Genomic DNA, 17620 nt, shown 5'->3' on the forward strand with positions numbered 1-17620 from the left:
TCTCTTCACAGCTTATAGAGAGGAGCTAATTCAGTGGGGGTAAGATCCCGCCACTGTCCAGGTTGTAACCCATCCAGACACAGATGAGCGATCGCAAATCGCACCAGTCGCAAGGTGGGAAATCCCACCGCTGCTGTCATCTTGCGAACTTGCCGATTTCTACCTTCGGTTAAAGTAATTTCTAGCCAGGAGGTAGGGATGCTCTTACGAAAGCGGATGGGTGGCTGGCGAGGCGGTAGGGGAGGAGGATCTGGTAAAAGATGCACTAAGGCAGGTCGCGTGCGGTAATCTTGAATTACTATACCGCTCCGTAACTGGGTGATGGCAACTCGATCGGGAACACCCTCTACTTGCACCCAATAAGTACGAGGATGTCGAAAGCGTCGGTCAGAAAGTCGGTACTGTAAGCGTCCGTTATTCGTCAAAAGCAACAGTCCTTCACTATCTAGATCGAGTCGTCCAACTGGATACACCGAGGGCACTTGAATGTAATCTTTAAGCGTACTGCGATCGACCCGACTGACGCCTTCTTCTATTTTAGTCTCCTCTTTATCGGTGAACTGGCACAAGACATTGTAAGGCTTATAAAACAAGAGGTATTTATACACTTTTTTGTTGAGAGAAATGAATTTCAACGATACCAAGCCTCTGTGGAGGAGTCTCGCTTTATCGCTAACAACACGCGATCGCTGTTTTGTCAAGCGCTCAATCCTAGACAGGCGTTTCCTCCCGCGCTATTGTAAAAGGGTCTGGAAAAAATTCAGCCCTATACTTATGTAGGGGTGGGTTTAACAGGTTGAGCGATCGGTGTTGTGAGTTTATGACCAAGTAAAACCCGCCTATTATCAACTTCTTCATCATTTAACCTTCTATCTCAAGTACACAAATCTATGGATACTATTCTTTCTATCGTTGCGCCAATGATTTTAGTCCTCTTTGGCTACAGCGTCAGTTCGACCAAAATTGTTCATGAAGGAAACCAAGCCCTAGTGGAACGATTGGGTAAGTACAAGAGAACCTTAACACCTGGTCCTCACCCATTCGGGATTATTCCTGTGCTAGACAAAATTGTCATAGAGGAGTCAATGCGGGAGCGGGTTTTGGACATTGAACCACAGCCTGCTATCACAGCAGATAGTATTTCTTTAGAAGTCAACGCTGTCGTCTACTGGGAAATTAAAGAACTCTATAAGGCTTATTACGAGGTGGAAGATGTAGAGGATGCCATGAAAAATTTGGTCATAACCACCTTGCGCTCGGAAATTGGGGGACTGGAATTAGACAAAACCTATTCGGCGAGAACTGATATTAGTAAGAAATTGCTAAACGATCTAAAAGAAGCGGCTGACAGTTGGGGGATCAAGGTAGTCCGCGTGGAAATACAAGAGATTACTTTGCCGAAGACGGTTATAGAATCCTTGGAAAAAGAACGGGAAGCAGAAAGTGAGAAAAAAGCTGCTATTGCTAAGGCAGAAGGTGAGAAAAAGGCAGCAATTGCCAGGGCTGAAGGTACGGTGGAATCTATGGCTATGATCTCAAAAGCTATCTCGGAGCAACCAAATAGTAAGCAAGTTTTGCAGTATCTAATCGCTCAACAATATGTAGATGCTAATCAGAAATTGGGTGCAAGCCCAAATTCTAAAGTTGTATTTATGGACCCCAAGGCATTAACAGAAGCGATGACAGATTTACTGGGAGATGGGGAAACTGCTATTGGAAGTCGTCGAGGCAATGGTTCGTTTCCAGTAGACGAGAATTAACAGGGTGTAGGGTGTGGGGCGAGTCAGTTTATCACCCCAATCGACTAGCCATCTTTGAGTTTTGAGTTAATAAATTATTAATTGAAAACTCAGGAATCAAAACTTAGCCCTCTGCGCCAAATAGTATCAGCAACTCGAGAGACATCCGCCATTTCCAAAACATCGTGAATTCGGAGGATGTCTGCCCCGGATGCTACTGCACTACAGGAAGCTGCGGCTGTTCCCCACACTCTATCCTTGGGATCTGGTTTATTGAGAATATTTCCGATGAAACTTTTGCGAGATACTCCTACTAAAATTGGCAAACCAATGTCATGAAACCTGGGTAATTGTTGTAGAATTTCTATGTTCTGCTGGCTGGTTTTAGCAAAACCAATACCAGGATCGATGATTAAGTGCGATCGCAAAATTCCCTCTGCTACAGCCGCATTAATTTGTGTATCGAAAAACTGGTATATTTCGGCAATTAAGTCTTGATAATCTGTTAATTTTTGCATGGTTTGAGGTGTACCTCGGATGTGCATTAAAACCATTGGTACGCCTAACTGGGCAACAACGGGAAACATATCTGGATCGAAAGTACCACCGGAAATATCATTAACTAGATCCGCACCAGCCGCAATTGCTTTTTGAGCAACAGCAGCTCTGGTAGTATCGATCGAAATGGGTATAGATAAGAGGGAGCGGACTGCTGCTATGATAGGGAGAGTGCGATCGCACTCTTCGCTTACTGAAATTTCTGCTGCGCCAGGTCGAGTGGATTGACCGCCAATATCGATTATATCAGCACCTGCTGCTGCTAAATGTTGAGCTTGAGCTTTAGCTGCTTCTATAGTATTAAATTCACCGCCATCACTAAAGCTATCTGGGGTTACATTTAAGATCCCCATTAGATAGGTTTTTTCTCCCCAGTGGAAAGTACGATTACGGATTGTTATTGGTTGTTTGTTATTGGTCATTTGTTGTTGGTTTTTGGTTGTTTGTTGTTTGTTGTTGGTGTGTCTCAATATTAGCTAAAGTTAGGTTTTATTGTAGATCCGCAGGTATAGAGAAACCCGGTTTCTTAAAGAAACCGGGTTTTTGGGGGGTTACTTCACAAACATGCAATCTGCTGTAACTAATAATCGATAACCAACAACCAATAATCAAAAAATAACAATTGGCTCTCAGCCCCTTGCCAATCACAAATAACCAATAACAAAGAACAAACAACTAGTGATAATTAACAATTCGCCCAAAGCTATCTGCTTCAAGACTAGCACCGCCTACAAGTGCGCCATCAATTTCTGGTTGTGCCATAATTTCATCAATATTATTTGATTTAACGGAGCCACCATATTGAATTGGCACATCGGCTACTTTGAGTTGGCTGCGAATTAAGCCAATTACTCGATTAGCTTCTGTTGATTCGCAGGTGTCGCCAGTGCCAATTGCCCAGATAGGCTCATAGGCTATGACTAAATTCTGCTCATCCACTTCTACTAAATCTTTGGCTAACTGATTGCTAATAATTGATTCAGTTTCACCTTTATCCCGTTGTTGTTTGGTTTCCCCTACACAAAGGATGGGGATTAAACCGTGACGTTGGGCAGCTTTTAGGCGCTGATTCACTGTTTCATCGGTTTCACCAAAGTATTGACGGCGTTCGCTGTGACCGATAATGACATAACGGATGCCTAATTCCGTGAGCATCCCACCAGAGATTTCTCCCGTGTAGGCTCCATTATCTTCCCAGTGGACGTTTTGCGCACCCAGTTGTATGCGACTCCCGTGCAAGCTTGTTGACATGACACTTAAGTCTGTAAAGGGTACGCACAAGACGACTTCCCGATTTGCTGGAGTTTTCTCCAGTTGGGGCATAAATCCCTGTAAAAACTCAGAGGATTCTTTCTGAGTTTTGTACATTTTCCAATTTCCGGCAATAACTATTTTCCGCACAGCTTAAGGAAACCATCTCCAATCCATAACGCATCCTTTAGTTTAAGCCTTTAGGGGATCGTTCAGGAAGTCTGAGGCTATATCTGATTGGGAGTTTTGAGTTTTGAGTTTTAACTCTCCCCCCCTGCTCCCCTGCTCCCAGTGGCTGATTCTCAGGTTGCTATATATAAGTAGGGATATTTTTTTTTAATCCCTCTATCCTTTTTGACTTGGGTATGGTATTATGTGATAATGGGAGTGGTGACTTAAATAAAATTTTTGCACAGATTTCCATTATCTAATTTTAACAAAATTTTTTCTGTAGCGCAAGCCCCTGGGTGGTTTTTTTTTCGTTTTTTTTTATTCCGTCATTTGGGAAACCACGAAGACACTAAGGCACGAAGAATGGGATGGCAAAGGAAGGATTGACACTCCCCGGTCTAAAGACACGGGGATTCTTTAATCATCGATAGAACTTGCCCTATCAGGCTTGCGCCAAGTAGCGTAGCGGTTCCATCTCCTAAAGCGTTACTTTGGGGATGCCCTCCCCTAGACTTTGCTTTACGCAAAATATTGATAGCAGCGTTCCAATCCCGATGCAAAATACAGCCACATTGACAAATATGAGTGCGAGTACTGAGAGATTTCTTGACTACTCGTTCACATTGACTACATTCTTGGGATGTGTAATGTGGAGGAACAGCAATAGCTATTTTTCCAAACTTTTTAGCAAAATGCTCTAACCACTTTCTAAACTGATACCAGCTAGCATCAGAAATAGACTTAGCCAAACAGTGATTTTTGAGCATATTGCTAACTCTTAAGTCTTCGTAGGCGATCAAGTCGTTAGACTGACAAACGTTACGTGCTAGTTTTTTAGCATGTTCATCCCGTTGCCTACTTACTCTTAGATGTTTTTTGGAATACCTAGCTCTTGCCTTACGGCGACTTGATGAACCCTTTTGTTTTTTGTAGATTTGACGTTGAGCGTGCTTGATTCCAGGTTCGGCTTTTCTCAAGAATTTTGGGTTAGGTTCAGCATGACCATTTGAATCTGTATAGAAAGATTCCAGTCCCACATCCAGTCCTATCTCATTACCTGTTTTTGGTTGAATATCAATACACTCAACATCAAGACAAAACTGACAATAATACCCATCACCCCTACGGACTAACCTGACTCGCTTGATGGTTTTAACAGGGTGAGTATGGATATCCCATTTACCCAAAAGTTTAAGCTCACCAATGCCTTTCTTATCAGTGAACTTAATTCGTCGCTTGGTTGGATGTAATGACCAACCCGATATTTTATATTCGACTGAACGGTTATCTTTCTGGAATCTAGGGAAACCCTTTTTACCAGGTTTCCTAGACTTACAGTTGTCATAAAACCGAGAAATAGCTAGCCATCCTCTTTCCGCAGATGCCTGGACAGCCATTGAGTTGAGTTCTTTAACAAACGGGAACTCGTCACGTAGTACTGTGGAATACTTGTTTAAAGCAAAACGGTCTATTTTGGCTTCTCTGGGTGAATCCATCCAGTACCGTAAACACTTGTTCCTGATAAACTGTACGGTACGAATGGCTTCATCGATAGCTTTGTACTGATTGGGTTTTGCTTTGACTTTGTATTCTAGTACTATCATTGATCGACTACTCAATGTTCTTAATCTATTATGCTGGATATACAGTCATTTATCCAGATTAAATTCTGAAAACAAGGAGAATTGATATTAAACTTACTGATTACGAATTCAGACAACTAGAAGCAGAAGCTATCAGGCGAGGAATGAATAAGTCTGAGTTAATTAGAAGCTTGATTGCTCAGTTTCCAGCACCACCCAAGGTAGGATTTATCCTACCAAGCGCTAGGGCTAACGCCGAGCTTCGCTAACATCCCCGGTCTCGCATACACGGGGTTTTCAGCGACTCATCTTATAAAATAATTGTAACCCATGACGCGCTCTCCTAATTATATGTCAGAAGATACTCCTCAACCAACCACCATCCCAGAAACCAGCGTAGGTATACTCCTGCAAAGGGGAGGTGAAGAAATGATGCTTTTGAAAGTTAGCGATCGCTTTACGGTATCCTTATCTTCGGAAACCGCCGTTGAGCAAATAACCAACCTCCTTACCTCCACTGCTGAATATGACCGCAATATCCCAACATCCGGTAGTAAACTTGCCGAATTCACAGTTGCGCCCCAAGAGCGAGATACTGTAATGGCAGCGGTACGAAATCGGGAGGATGTGACAAATGCTAGTCACGTCTACCAGCTTAAGGATAATCCGGGGACTTTGGTTTATTTGAAGGATAAGCTAACGATTCAATTTATCGCAGAAGCAAATGAAGTAACGATAAATGCGATCGCCACAGAATTTGGACTGGAATTGGTAAAATCAGTTATGGGGATTCCCAATACCTTTGTCTTTCAAGTCACTCAAGCAGCAACGGAAAATCCTGTCAAAATTGCTAACCGACTGATGGGGCGCAATCAGGTTTTAACGGCGGAGCCGGAAATTGTCATGGCAAAACAGCCAAGTTACCGTCCCCGGGATACATTATATAGTAAACAATGGTATCTCAACCACAGTGGCGGCACTATGCTAACAGCAGGTTGTCATATTGATGTAGAGAAAGCGTGGGATATTACAAGAGGAAATAGATCTATAGTAGTTGCGATCGCAGATGATGCGATTGATTTGAATCACCCAGATTTTCAGGGAAAGGGAAAAATAGTTGCCCCTAGAGATTTTAAGGATAATGATTTTTTACCTTTACCAGAGAGCTATGAAGAAAGTCATGGCACTGCTTGTGCGGGGATAGCAGTAGCAGAAGAAACGGGGACTGGTATCGTTGGGGTTGCTCCCGGTTGTGCTTTGATGCCAATTCGCACTACAGGAATGTTGGATGATGATGGCATTGAGGAGTTATTTGATTGGGCAATTAAAAATAATGCTAGTGTAATTTCTTGTAGTTGGGGTGCAGCGGCGGTTTATTTTCCCCTTTCTCTAAGACAGCGGGCTGCGATTAACCATGCGGCGACGGAGGGAAGACGTGGAAAAGGTTGTGTAATTGTTTTTGCTGCTGGTAATGCTAATCGTCCGGTTAATGGTACTATATTTGAACGGAATTGGCCTAGTAATTTACTGCGAGGACCGACAAATTGGTTAGGTGGGTTTACTGTTCATCCTGATGTAATTACTGTTGCCGCTTGTACTAGTTTAGGCAAGAAATCGGCTTATAGTAATTGGGGGACTAATATTTCTGTTGTCGCACCTAGTAATAATGCCCCACCAGGAATGTGGTTTGAACAAACTGGTTATATTAGTACTGCACCGAATGTGACTGAAGATACTCCTGGTTTGGGTATATTTACTGACGATCTTTTGGGAGAAGCTGGCTATGAAACGGGTGACTTTGTGAGTGAGTTTGGTGGTACATCTAGTGCTTGCCCAGTGGTAGCAGGAGTGGCGGCACTAATTCTTTCTGCTAATCCTAATCTCACTGCCCAAGAAGTCAAGCGGATTATTGAAGATACAGGAGATAAAATTATAGATCGAGATCCCGATCCACAGTTGGGGATGAGATTGGGTACTTATGATACTAACGGTTATTCCCAATGGTTTGGCTATGGTAAGGTAAATGCTTTTAAAGCGGTGCAAGCTGCTCAACAAAAGAAAGGAAAAGGTACACAATCTACTAAAATTATCAAAGGAAGTAATAACCAAAGCATTGCTATTCCTGACGACAACCCTAATGGTATTACTAGTGCGATCGGGATAACTGAATCTGCCTCGGTAGGAGATATTCAGGTAACTGTCAATATCGAACATGAATTCTTAGGAGATTTAGAAATAAGATTAAAAGCCCCTAATGGTGTAACTATATTGCTGCAAAATCGCACTCTCGGGAGCAAAACTCAACTTCAACAAACCTATACAGTAGTCACAACACCTATTCTCCAGCAACTATTAAATCAGACAGCAGCAGGAATATGGCAGTTGCAGGTAGTGGATAGCGTACAAATGGATACGGGGAGACTCAAAAGTTGGGAATTAGTTTTGAGAGGTTAGAGGTTAGATTGAGATCTTCCACGCCTTACTCCCCATACCCCATTGCCAATTATTAATACTTCCTCTCTTGCGGCTCAAACATCCCAATGGCTACAGATTTATATTGTAAATCGATACCAGCAGATGAGTAATAAGCCAAAGTATGTTTGAGCAAATTGGCATCATCTCGTTGCGGATAATCTTCGCGGCTGTGCGCCCCTCGACTTTCTTGACGATTTAGGGCAGAAGTCAGAATAATTTCACCAACAACCATTAAATTACGCAATTCCAAAGCTTCCACAATTTCCGTATTCCAACAACTCCCTTTATCATCTAAATAAATATCCTGAAACTGCTGTTTTAATTCTTGCAGTTGATGTAATCCCTCCTCCATTAATTCCTGAGTGCGGAAAACACCACAATATTGAGTCATGGAGTCTTGAAAAGCCTGACGCAACTCCCCAATCCGCCTCTTCCCCGATTGATTTAGCAAAGTTTCGATTTGTTTTTGAGCAGTATGGAGGTAGAATTGTTCGTCAATATCTGGTAATTTACGATCAGGCACATATTTTGCGATCGCAAAACCTGTCCTTTTCCCATAAACCACACATTCCAATAGGGAATTACTCCCCAATCGATTTGCCCCATGCACCGAAACACAAGCACATTCCCCAGCAGCAAAGAAACCCTCAACTAAACCATCAGCACTACTCCGCACTTCTCCATCAATATTAGTTGGTATTCCCCCCATAGAATAGTGAACAGTTGGGCGTACTGGCATAGGTTGATACACAGCATCAATCCCTAATAATCGGTGTGCTTCTTCCCAACAAAAAGGAATCCGACTCATAATCTTTTCCTTACCCAAATGGCGCAAATCCAGATAAACAAAAGCACCACCTGCACTACCATCAGGATAAATACCACGCCCCGCCCGAATTTCCAGAGAAATCGCTCTTGAAGTAATATCTCGCGGCGCTAATTCCATCCGACTAGGAGCATAATTTGCCATAAAACGCTCCCCTTCACTATTAATCAGATAAGCCCCTTCTCCTCGTACAGCTTCAGAAATTAAAACCCCCGCCGGATATAATCCTGTGGGATGAAATTGGACAAACTCCATATCTTCCAAAGGCACACCAGCAACAGCAGACATTGCCAAACCATCACCTGTAGAAGCAAAATCATTAGAAGTAGTATTAAAAGCCCGTCCATAACCTCCAGTAGCAAACATAACAGCCTTTGCCCGCACCACTTGTAAAGTAGTATCCAAAATATTAAATAGCACCACCCCTTTCGCCCTACCTTCCTCCAAAATAAGCTGCATCACATACCATTCTTCATAGAGCAATACCCCATATCGTCGGAGATTACTCACCAATTCATGTAAAATAGCATGTCCAGTTTTATCAGCAGCATAACAAGTGCGACGATGAGAATGTCCACCAAAAGCACGTTGGGCAATCTTCCCATCAGATAAGCGAGAAAATAATACCCCCAAATGTTCCAATTCAATCACAACATCCGGTGCTTCACGAGTCAGAATTTCCACCGCATCTTGATCCGCCAAATAATCAGAACCCTTCACCGTATCAAAAGCATGAGCTTCCCAACTATCATCAGGATCGACATTTTTCAAACTAGCCGCCATCCCCCCTTGAGCAGCCACAGAATGGGAACGAATTGGGTGAGTTTTAGCCACCAAAGCCACATTAAGATTAGGATTAACCTTCTTAATTTCCAAAGCAGCACGACACCCAGCCAATCCACCACCAACAATAATTACATCATGTTCTCTCATGTCTCAATACCGATAATTTTGATTCACATCTTGCGCCATTGTTACCTGGCGGTTGAAACCGCTTCTACACAGACAAAACCCGCCTACGCGGGTTAGTCTAAAACAGCCGACTTTCTGATCGTATATAAAACTTTGCTTACCTTTGCGCCTTCCTTTGCGCTATGAGCGTTAAAAAAACAACCCATTTAGCACCCAAAAAACCTCATAGACATCCCAGAAAAAATCCCCACCCAAAGGTAGGGAAACTTTCCATACTTTCAATAAAATCAGCTTGTAGCCTCAATTGCTTTTTGTCTCGCCGCCCTTTTGGAAGCAGTCGCAGCTTTATCTTCAGCTTCTACCGGAGAAATCTCAATATGATTGAGGAGTGTGGTGACAAAGGCAAAGAGTAAGAATGGCAGAGACAGGACTAAGATTAATCCTACAGTGGCTAAGGCATAAATTTGGCGATCCGCACTCCAAAGCGCCAGCGCCGAAGCGAGACTCATAAAAATCACGATTAACCAGACAATTATTTGTCCGTATATGTCGCCAAAGCTGAGGGTACAAATCAACCGATACTTATTTAATTGCTCCATGACATACCTCGACATATTTCTTTAACTATTAAGGATAAGGGTTTCTTTTAGGTTGGGATGATTTCTCAATATATTTTTAAACGGTTTGTAATATTTCTTTACAATTAGTGGGGTGTGGGGTGTGGCAACTGATCGAAGATCTGATTGAAAATAGACTAAACCAAAATCCTCTCCCCTAGCAAGAGAGGGGAGTGAGATTTCCGAGTCCCCCTTAAGAGGCAGGGAAGGGGGCTGGGGGGTTAGGTTTTTCGGCTGGTTGAATCAGTTGCAAGTTAAGCTGTTAGGAATTTAAACTATATATTGTCAAAAATGGTAAATTAGCGAAGATCCCACCAAAAAACCATCCACTGCCTGCCTTTGAAGATTAAACCTTTAAACTTTCAACCTCCATTATCCAGAAATCGGTTATTATTTGTCGCAGGAATGTGGCTATTGAGCCGACTGGTAATTGCTATTGCCATGTTAATGATTGCTCCCTCACTCCCCGCACCACCTGGAGGTTTTGCTCCCATATTTAGCTGGGAAGTATTCTCTTATTGGGATAGTGGTTGGTATGAGCAAATTGCCAGATCAGGTTATGAATATGTAAATGATAATAATGGGCATTCTGTAGCTTTTTTTCCTCTTTTTCCTTTAGTAATTAGTGGAGTTATGAGTTTGGGTGTGCCCTTTGCAGTGGCAGGGACAATTGTCAGTAATTTCTCATTTTTTGTCGCACTTTTGCTCCTATATCTTTGGGTAGAAGAAAGTCACGGAATTAATGCTGCTAGGTGGGCAACTGCTGGATTAGCTTGGTGTCCCTTCTCCCTTTTTGGTACAGTAATTTATACCGAGGGATTATTTCTCTTCGTAAGTATAGCCGCTTTGCGAGCTTTTGATAAAGAGGAATATTTCTGGGCTGCCTTTTGGGGGATGCTGACTACAGCAACCCGGGTGACGGGAGCGGCACTTATACCTGCTTTTTTACTAGTAACATGGCGAGAAGGTAGAGTTGTCCGAGGTTATTTTGTGAGTATGGTTACTAGTGCTGGGCTACTTCTATATATCCTCTATTGTGGTATTAGTTTTGGGGAACCTTTCGCCTTTCTCTTGGCACAGAAAGCGTGGCAACCTCGACAATCTTTTTTTGGAGAGGCTTGGTTAAAAATGCTAGTGAAAATTGTAGCAGGTACTGCTAATTGTAAAGCTGGATTTATTAAAGATCCTTGGCATCCAATCCTATTCTTATTAATATGTGCTTGTGCTTATTTATTATGGCGCAATAGGGTTAAACTGGGTTCCGTCAAGACTGATTATGGTTTTTGCACTTTAGTTATTATTCTATGGCTATTAGCAGGCTCTCCATTAATTAATACGGTGATGATTTTTGGTGGTGGCTATTTATTATGGTATTTTAGAAATAAACTGAGACTAGTTGCTGCTAGCTATGGCTTTTTCAGTTTTGCGTTGTTTCTGGCTTCAGGTAGGACAGTTTCGGCAGAACGTTACGTTTATGGTATTGTATCAGTTGCGATCGCACTCGGTTTGCTCCTAGCACGTTATCCTCGTTGGGGATACCCGACGATGGGGTTTTTTGCTATATTACTTGCTAGTTTAGCGGTGCGATTTGCTCAACATCTTTGGGCTGGTTAAAGGCTTATAGGGGTTTTCCGTTGGCTGGAAGATACTATGAAATAAACCGGGTTTCTCCAAGAAACCCGGTTTATACCAAATCCTACAGCGGTTAAGACATTCTCCGCTAGCAAATTTTAATAATTGGCTCTCAGCCCCTTGTCCTAACACTGGCGAATGCTATAATTAACCAAATCTTCCACTAACATAGTCGCGAGTAGCTTCTTCTTTAGGATTTTGGAAGATTACTTCAGTTTGATCGAATTCTACCAAATACCCTTGCTTGCCACCCTTTTCTGTAGCTTTGGCATTAAAAAATGCTGTCATATCCGCTACCCGCGTGGCTTGCTGCATGTTGTGAGTTACAATTACAATAGTGTAATGCTCCTTAAGTTGGTGCATCAATTCTTCAACTTTAAGGGTTGATATGGGATCGAGTGCCGAGCAAGGTTCATCCATTAATAATACTTCAGGTTGAATTGCTAAGGCACGAGCAATACATAAACGCTGTTGTTGCCCTCCAGATAAGGATAATCCACTCTGTTTTAACTTATCTTTTACTTCATCCCACAGAGCTGCTTGCTGAAGACTTCGTTCTACTAATTCATCCATGTTGCCCCGATAGCCATTAATCCTAGCACCGAAGGCGATATTTTCGTAAATAGATTTGGGGAAGGGGTTGGGTTTTTGGAAAACCATACCAATGCGGCGGCGCACTTCTTCTATATTTTTGTCAAATTTCTTCTCGTAGAGATTCTCACCATGGAAGGAAATTCGTCCTTCTACTCTAGCACCGGGGATTAAATCGTTCAAGCGGTTAAAACATCTCAGTAGGGTGCTTTTGCCACAACCAGAAGGACCAATAAAAGCAGTAATCTGGTTTTTATAGATATCTAAAAAAACATCTTGAACAGCTAAAAATGCTCCGTAGTATATTGAAGTCTTCTCTGCTTGTAATACTGGTTCATTAACAGCTTTAGCGCTAAATTTGTTATCGATTGTGGATTCACGGTTCATGGATTTGATTTACTCCTGTATTCTCTATTTTCAATTAAACATTACCACAATAACTGGGCGGAAATTTACCAATTTCCTTGAAAAATAACTTCTGACTTCCGAATTGATGGCTGAAACTTATTTCTTTCTGAAGATAATTAAACTCCTCTTACTCAGGCTTCTTTTCCTCTGTCATTAAATCTTTAATAGTTACACCCACTTGAGATCCCTTTCCTTCAAATCTTGAACCCAGTTTCCCCTCAGCAAAATGTTGCTGAACTTCCTTAATCAGCTCTTCAGGGAGGGGAATATAGCCAATTTCCAAGAATAACTTCTTGGCAGTTGTACTTAGTAGGAATTCAACAAATGCTTTTACCTCCGGGCGAGATGCAGATTCTTTCTTAATGTAGATAAATTCTGGGCGAGTCAATGGCCGATAAGTGCCATCAGTAATAGTTTCCGGAGTAGGATTGACACAACCTTTGCCACTATCGATACCAACTACCTTTAATTTATCTTTGTTGGTTTCATAGTAAGCATAACTGAAAAATCCCATGGCATTTTTGTCAGCGGCAACATTTAGCACTAGGAAATTATCATCTTTGTTAGCCGTGTAATCTGTTCTGCTTTTTCCTGCTTCTCCGATAATTACTTTAGTGAAGAAGTCATAAGTTCCGGAATCCTTATCAGGACCAAACAGTGTTATAGGTTTCTTGGTAAATTTAGAGTTAATTTGATCCCATGTTTTGATACTACCCTGAGCTGAAGGTGCCCATATTTTTTTAAGTTCCTCTACTTTAAGGCACTCCAGAGCCTTTTTTTGAGGGGTAGCTACAACTGTTTTGTCTTGGGGGTTAACTGCAACAGTCTTGTCTTGAGGATTAGGGACAACTGCCTTGTTTTGGGGGTTAACGACAACCACAATACCGTCAGCAGAAATGGGTAGTTCAATATATTCTATATTACCTTTTTTGCAGAGTTCTATTTCTTCTGGTTTAATGGGACGAGATGCGTTAGAGATATCAGTTTCCCCTGCGCAGAATTTTCTGAACCCTGCACCAGTACTAGAAGAATTGACAATCAACTTCACGCCAGAATTGCTTTTTTGAAATGCTTCTCCCATTGCCTCAGAAAGGAGAAACAAGCTGCTCGAGCCATCTATTTTTACTTCCCCAGACAAACCAGAGCTGCTCGGGGTTGGGCTAGCCCCTTTGTCTTCTGGATTGCCACTCCCAACTTCCCCAGAGGGAGATACTAATGGTGTCTTGCCACTGCTGCAAGATGGTAGTGTCAGAAGGCAGAAGGCAAGAGGCAGAAAGCATAATGCTGTAAGGCTTCTCCTATCTACTTTTGCCTTCTTGTTAACTATATAGTTATTTCTGCCGAGCTGCACTAGTTTCATTAAATTTTAATTGACCTTTTGGCTTTTATGGGGTATGCGTCAGGCGCTTGCTGGGCTTTATCGCTTGCTCTGAAATTTATTGCGCAATAGAATAGCGGTGCTATTCATCAGTATGAGAACCATCATTAATACAATGATACCAGCCGCCGCATTAATTTGGAATTCTTCCTGGGGACGGGAAACCCAATTAAAAATCTGAATTGGTAAGGCAGTAAAGGGACTTTGTAAGCCTTTGGGGGATAAATCCGGCAGAAAGGCAATGTAGGTTAATGCCCCAATTGTAATTAAGGAAGCCGTTTCACCAATCGCTCGTGAAAGAGCCAAGATAGTTCCCGTTAGAATCGCTGGTAACGCTAAGGGGAAAATCTGTTGGCTGATGACTTGCCAGCGCGTCGCACCGAGAGCGAAACCCGCCTGACGTAAACTATCGGGTACTGCTCGCAGGGCTTCGCGAGTGGAAATGATAATAACGGGTAAAATCAATAGAGAAAGGGTTAATGCTCCAGTGAGAATACTCCGTCCTTGGGTAATTGGCTCCATCCACCGAACGAATATTTGTAAACCTAGCAAGCCATAAATGATAGAAGGTACAGCGGCGAGGTTAGCAATGTTAATTTCAATGAGCTGGGTAAACCAATTATCCTTAGCGTATTCTTCCAGAAAAATACCCGCCCCCACTCCCAGAGGAAAAGCAATCATTGCAACGGTTACTAGTAGCCAAATGCTCCCGACTAAGGGGGATAAAATCCCTGCGGCTGAGGGACGACGTGAGGGAAATGATGTGAGAAATGACCAACTGAGGCGAGGAAGTCCATCGCTAAATACATCGAACAGTAAAATAGCTAATATTGTCAAGCCAAAGAATGTAGCCACCCAAGTAGCGATGGCAAAAACCTTGTCAAAGCTATAGCGCTTGAGTATATTTGGCTCAAATAGTGAATCTGATTGAGAGCCGCTGACTCCTGATTTTACATCTTGTGCCATTAGTCATACTTCTCCCGAAAGCGACGAACAAACCAAAAGCTAAACACATTTAAAATTAATGTGAGTAAAAATAGAGTCATCCCCACTGCAAAAATAGTTTTGTATGCTAAAGAGCCAGCGGGTGTATCACCTAAACTAACCTGAACAATATAGGCAGTCATTGTCTCAATGGGAACCAATGGATTGAGAGTCAAGCGTGGATTTTGCCCTGCGGCAATCGCCACAATCATGGTTTCCCCAACTGCCCTGGAAATTGCTAAAATAAAGGATGCCACAATTCCCGACAAAGCCGCTGGTAATACTACTCCAATAATCACCTCACGTTTCGTACCACCTAGAGCATAAGCACCTTCTCGCAGACTGCGGGGTACGGAATAGATGGCATCTTCACTTAAAGAGGCAACCAAAGGAATAATTGATACACCCAAAACTAATCCACCACTCAAGGCATTAAAACCTTGCAAGCCAGGGATAATTTTCTGGAGAAAAGGAGTCACCAATAAAAGAGCAAAATAACCAAAGACAACACTTGGTACTCCAGCCAGAATTTCGATAGCAGGTTTCAGGAAACTACGGATTCTGGGTGATGCGTATTCGCTCAAACAGATAGCAGATAGTAAACCCATAGGTAAAGCCACTGAAATCGCGATTGATGAAGTGAGGAATGTTGCACTAATTAGTGTCAGTATCCCAAACTTGGGATTAGCAAAAAGTGGTGTCCATTCTAAGTCAGTTAAGAATCGCCAGATTGGTACTTCCTTAAAAAATTCCACCGCCTCAAATATCAGCGTCAAAACAATCCCAATCGTTGTTGCTACTGAGATTAGGGCAAATAAAGTAAAAATCGATTTAACAACGAATTCGACACGCTTTGCTGTTTGGCGGTTGGGGCGAAACAGCTCATTTGTGGGTGTTTCAGTCTCTAAAGGTTCGGAAGTCATTGGGAATGGGTAATGGAGCAGCGAATATAAGGATGGGGAGTGGGGAGCTTTAAATTAAGGAGAGTTAGGGGCAAGTCGCTTCTTTAAGCTTGCTTTACAGCAGATTGCAGGTTTATGAAGTACACCTCAGAAACCAGGTTTCTCTGCACCTCACATACCTGAAAAGTACTGCTACTGTACCTCATAACAGCGGTAACCGCTGTAATTATCTAAGCTTAATGACTCGCCCTCTTTCTCATCCGGTAGATGCCAATTCCCGATTGATAAAAACAATAAACCAAAGAACAATAAATTATTTTTCTTTAGTCAGTAAATCTTTAAGAGTTACGCCTACTTGAGAACCTTTACCCTCAAAGATTGAGCCTACTTTCCCTTCTTTGAATCGCTTCTGAACTTCAGTCATCAGCTCATCAGGTAGGGGAATATAGCCAACTTCTGAGATTAGCTTTTTGTTTGCTGTATTGATCTGAAATTCTACAAAAGCTTTCACCTCTGGGCGAGATGCTGCTTCTTTTTTGACGTAGATAAATTCTGGGCGAGAGAGTGGCTGGTAGGTGCCATCGTTAAGGGTTTCTATACTTGGCTTGATACAGCCCTTGCCGCCATCAATAGCAACCAGATTTAACTTGTCTTTATTGTTTTCATAATAGGCAAATCCAAAGAAGCCCAAGCCATTTTTATCGGAGCTAACACCCTTAACCAAGGTATTGTCATCTTCACTAGCGGTATAATCACCCCTGCTTTTGCCTTCTTCCCCGGTAACTGCTTTGGTGAAGAAGTCATAAGTACCAGAATCCGTACCCGGTCCGTACAGAGTCAAGTCTTGATCGGGGAATTTAGGGTTAACTTGATTCCATTTCTTAATTTTACCCTGAGCCGAAGTCTCCCACATTTTTTTCAGCTCGTCAACTTTGAGGCACTCTATTTTATTTTCTTTGTTGACGACGACAGAGAGGCCATCAAAAGAAATCGGCAGTTCAATATACTCAACCTTGCCTTTCTTGCACAACTCCACTTCTTCCGGCTTAATGGGGCGAGAGGCATTCGAGATATCAGTTTCGCCACCACAGAATTTCTTGAAGCCGCCACCTGTACCAGAAGAACCAACGGTTACCCTAACACCAGAATTCGCTTTCTGAAACTCTTCTGCCATCGCCTCAGCGATAGGAAAGACTGTGCTGGAACCATCTACCTTCACTTCGCCAGACAAGCCACCTGCGGCTGGCTTAGAGCCTTCAGCGCCGGGACTGCCACCTACGTCCCCAGAGGGTTTATTTTCACCACCACAAGCGGCTAGTCCCAAAACTAGAGCGGTCAGGGATACTAGGGATATTAAACGAGTCTTTTGAGACAACATGGGAGTTCTTTGAGTCTTTATTAGGGTTCACCTGTCTGAACTCTACCGCCTGAGTGTAAAGCTAAGGTTAAGGCTTTCATTAAGATAAGGTTAAGTTAGCATTAATTTCATGGTTAAAGTATTTTCTAAAACCATTACTTTTGTTTGAACTATGGTATTATATCAACCCATTAAAAATATCACAATTTAAAAATATCACAATATTTATTCTCCCC

15 protein-coding genes are annotated in these 17620 nt (G+C 42.4%); 4 read left to right on the forward strand and 11 right to left on the reverse strand.

Annotation, left to right across the window (positions count from 1 at the left end):
* Positions 1-5: 5 nt before the first annotated feature.
* Positions 6-608 carry a pseudouridine synthase gene (locus tag NJ959_RS12280; protein ID WP_254012042.1) on the reverse strand — a complete coding sequence of 201 codons (603 nt, stop codon included), beginning with the start codon at positions 606-608 and terminating at the stop codon, positions 6-8.
* Positions 609-890: 282 nt separating this feature from the next.
* On the opposite strand from NJ959_RS12280, the gene NJ959_RS12285 reads away from it, so the two are divergent.
* A complete protein-coding gene (locus NJ959_RS12285; protein WP_254012043.1) occupies positions 891-1760 on the forward strand; it encodes an SPFH domain-containing protein in 870 nt (289 codons plus the stop codon).
* A gap of 89 nt (positions 1761-1849) precedes the next feature.
* On the opposite strand, the gene folP is transcribed toward NJ959_RS12285, so the two are convergent.
* From folP to NJ959_RS12300, 3 genes are all read right to left on the reverse strand, one after another.
* Positions 1850-2719, reverse strand: a complete 870-nt coding sequence (gene folP, locus NJ959_RS12290; RefSeq protein ID WP_254012044.1) for a dihydropteroate synthase — start codon at positions 2717-2719, stop codon at positions 1850-1852.
* A 253-nt stretch (positions 2720-2972) separates the two neighbouring features.
* Positions 2973-3698, reverse strand: a complete 726-nt coding sequence (gene tpiA, locus NJ959_RS12295) for a triose-phosphate isomerase (RefSeq protein ID WP_254012045.1) — start codon at positions 3696-3698, stop codon at positions 2973-2975.
* A 419-nt stretch (positions 3699-4117) separates the two neighbouring features.
* Entirely contained in the window at positions 4118-5323 is a 1206-nt protein-coding gene (locus NJ959_RS12300) for an RNA-guided endonuclease InsQ/TnpB family protein (protein WP_254012046.1), read from the reverse strand.
* Positions 5324-5409: 86 nt separating this feature from the next.
* Here NJ959_RS12300 and NJ959_RS12305 point away from each other — a divergent pair, with 86 nt between their 5' ends.
* Positions 5410-5571, forward strand: a complete 162-nt coding sequence (locus tag NJ959_RS12305) for a ribbon-helix-helix domain-containing protein (protein ID WP_254012056.1) — start codon at positions 5410-5412, stop codon at positions 5569-5571.
* 61 nt (positions 5572-5632) lie between these two features.
* The gene (locus NJ959_RS12310) at positions 5633-7756 is read left to right on the forward strand and encodes a S8 family serine peptidase (protein WP_254012047.1); all 2124 of its coding nucleotides are present in this window, start codon (positions 5633-5635) and stop codon (positions 7754-7756) included.
* A gap of 52 nt (positions 7757-7808) precedes the next feature.
* On the opposite strand, the gene NJ959_RS12315 is transcribed toward NJ959_RS12310, so the two are convergent.
* Positions 7809-9536, reverse strand: a complete 1728-nt coding sequence (locus tag NJ959_RS12315) for a succinate dehydrogenase/fumarate reductase flavoprotein subunit (RefSeq protein WP_254012048.1) — start codon at positions 9534-9536, stop codon at positions 7809-7811.
* Positions 9537-9802: 266 nt separating this feature from the next.
* Positions 9803-10114: a hypothetical protein gene (locus tag NJ959_RS12320; protein WP_254012049.1), complete on the reverse strand. Its 312-nt coding sequence runs from the start codon at positions 10112-10114 to the stop codon at positions 9803-9805.
* 357 nt (positions 10115-10471) lie between these two features.
* Between NJ959_RS12320 and NJ959_RS12325 the strand changes: the two genes are divergently transcribed.
* Positions 10472-11746, forward strand: a complete 1275-nt coding sequence (locus tag NJ959_RS12325) for a putative hexosyltransferase (protein ID WP_254012050.1) — start codon at positions 10472-10474, stop codon at positions 11744-11746.
* 165 nt (positions 11747-11911) lie between these two features.
* Here NJ959_RS12325 and pstB read toward each other — a convergent pair whose 3' ends face one another.
* The 5 genes from pstB to NJ959_RS12350 all read right to left on the reverse strand — a co-directional run bounded on the left by pstB (position 11912) and on the right by NJ959_RS12350 (position 17405).
* On the reverse strand, positions 11912-12742 hold the full coding sequence (gene pstB / locus NJ959_RS12330; protein WP_254012051.1) for a phosphate ABC transporter ATP-binding protein PstB: 831 nt from the start codon (positions 12740-12742) through the stop codon (positions 11912-11914).
* Positions 12743-12890: 148 nt separating this feature from the next.
* Positions 12891-14123, reverse strand: coding sequence for a PstS family phosphate ABC transporter substrate-binding protein (locus NJ959_RS12335; RefSeq protein ID WP_254012052.1), 1233 nt, complete (start codon positions 14121-14123; stop codon positions 12891-12893).
* A 57-nt stretch (positions 14124-14180) separates the two neighbouring features.
* Complete coding sequence (pstA, locus tag NJ959_RS12340) at positions 14181-15107, reverse strand: phosphate ABC transporter permease PstA (protein ID WP_254012053.1); 927 nt, start codon at positions 15105-15107, stop codon at positions 14181-14183.
* On the reverse strand, positions 15107-16048 hold the full coding sequence (gene pstC, locus NJ959_RS12345) for a phosphate ABC transporter permease subunit PstC (RefSeq protein ID WP_254012054.1): 942 nt from the start codon (positions 16046-16048) through the stop codon (positions 15107-15109). Before pstC ends, pstA begins: the two co-directional genes overlap by 1 nt.
* Positions 16049-16340: 292 nt before the next feature.
* Positions 16341-17405 carry a PstS family phosphate ABC transporter substrate-binding protein gene (locus NJ959_RS12350; RefSeq protein ID WP_254012055.1) on the reverse strand — a complete coding sequence of 355 codons (1065 nt, stop codon included), beginning with the start codon at positions 17403-17405 and terminating at the stop codon, positions 16341-16343.
* Between the last annotated feature and the right edge of the window lie 215 nt (positions 17406-17620).

The organism is Limnofasciculus baicalensis BBK-W-15, assembly GCF_024178385.1.
Lineage (GTDB): Bacteria > Cyanobacteriota > Cyanobacteriia > Cyanobacteriales > Coleofasciculaceae > Limnofasciculus > Limnofasciculus baicalensis.

Coding starts and splice junctions, on each gene's coding strand:
- NJ959_RS12285 (WP_254012043.1), top strand. CDS start 891: ATGGATACTATTCTTTCTATCGTTGCGCCAATGATTTTAGTCCTCTTT.
- folP (WP_254012044.1), bottom strand. CDS start 2,719: ATGACCAATAACAAACAACCAATAACAATCCGTAATCGTACTTTCCAC.
- NJ959_RS12300 (WP_254012046.1), bottom strand. CDS start 5,323: ATGATAGTACTAGAATACAAAGTCAAAGCAAAACCCAATCAGTACAAA.
- NJ959_RS12310 (WP_254012047.1), top strand. CDS start 5,633: ATGACGCGCTCTCCTAATTATATGTCAGAAGATACTCCTCAACCAACC.
- NJ959_RS12315 (WP_254012048.1), bottom strand. CDS start 9,536: ATGAGAGAACATGATGTAATTATTGTTGGTGGTGGATTGGCTGGGTGT.
- NJ959_RS12320 (WP_254012049.1), bottom strand. CDS start 10,114: ATGGAGCAATTAAATAAGTATCGGTTGATTTGTACCCTCAGCTTTGGC.
- pstB (WP_254012051.1), bottom strand. CDS start 12,742: ATGAACCGTGAATCCACAATCGATAACAAATTTAGCGCTAAAGCTGTT.
- NJ959_RS12335 (WP_254012052.1), bottom strand. CDS start 14,123: ATGAAACTAGTGCAGCTCGGCAGAAATAACTATATAGTTAACAAGAAG.
- pstA (WP_254012053.1), bottom strand. CDS start 15,107: ATGGCACAAGATGTAAAATCAGGAGTCAGCGGCTCTCAATCAGATTCA.
- pstC (WP_254012054.1), bottom strand. CDS start 16,048: ATGACTTCCGAACCTTTAGAGACTGAAACACCCACAAATGAGCTGTTT.
- NJ959_RS12350 (WP_254012055.1), bottom strand. CDS start 17,405: ATGTTGTCTCAAAAGACTCGTTTAATATCCCTAGTATCCCTGACCGCT.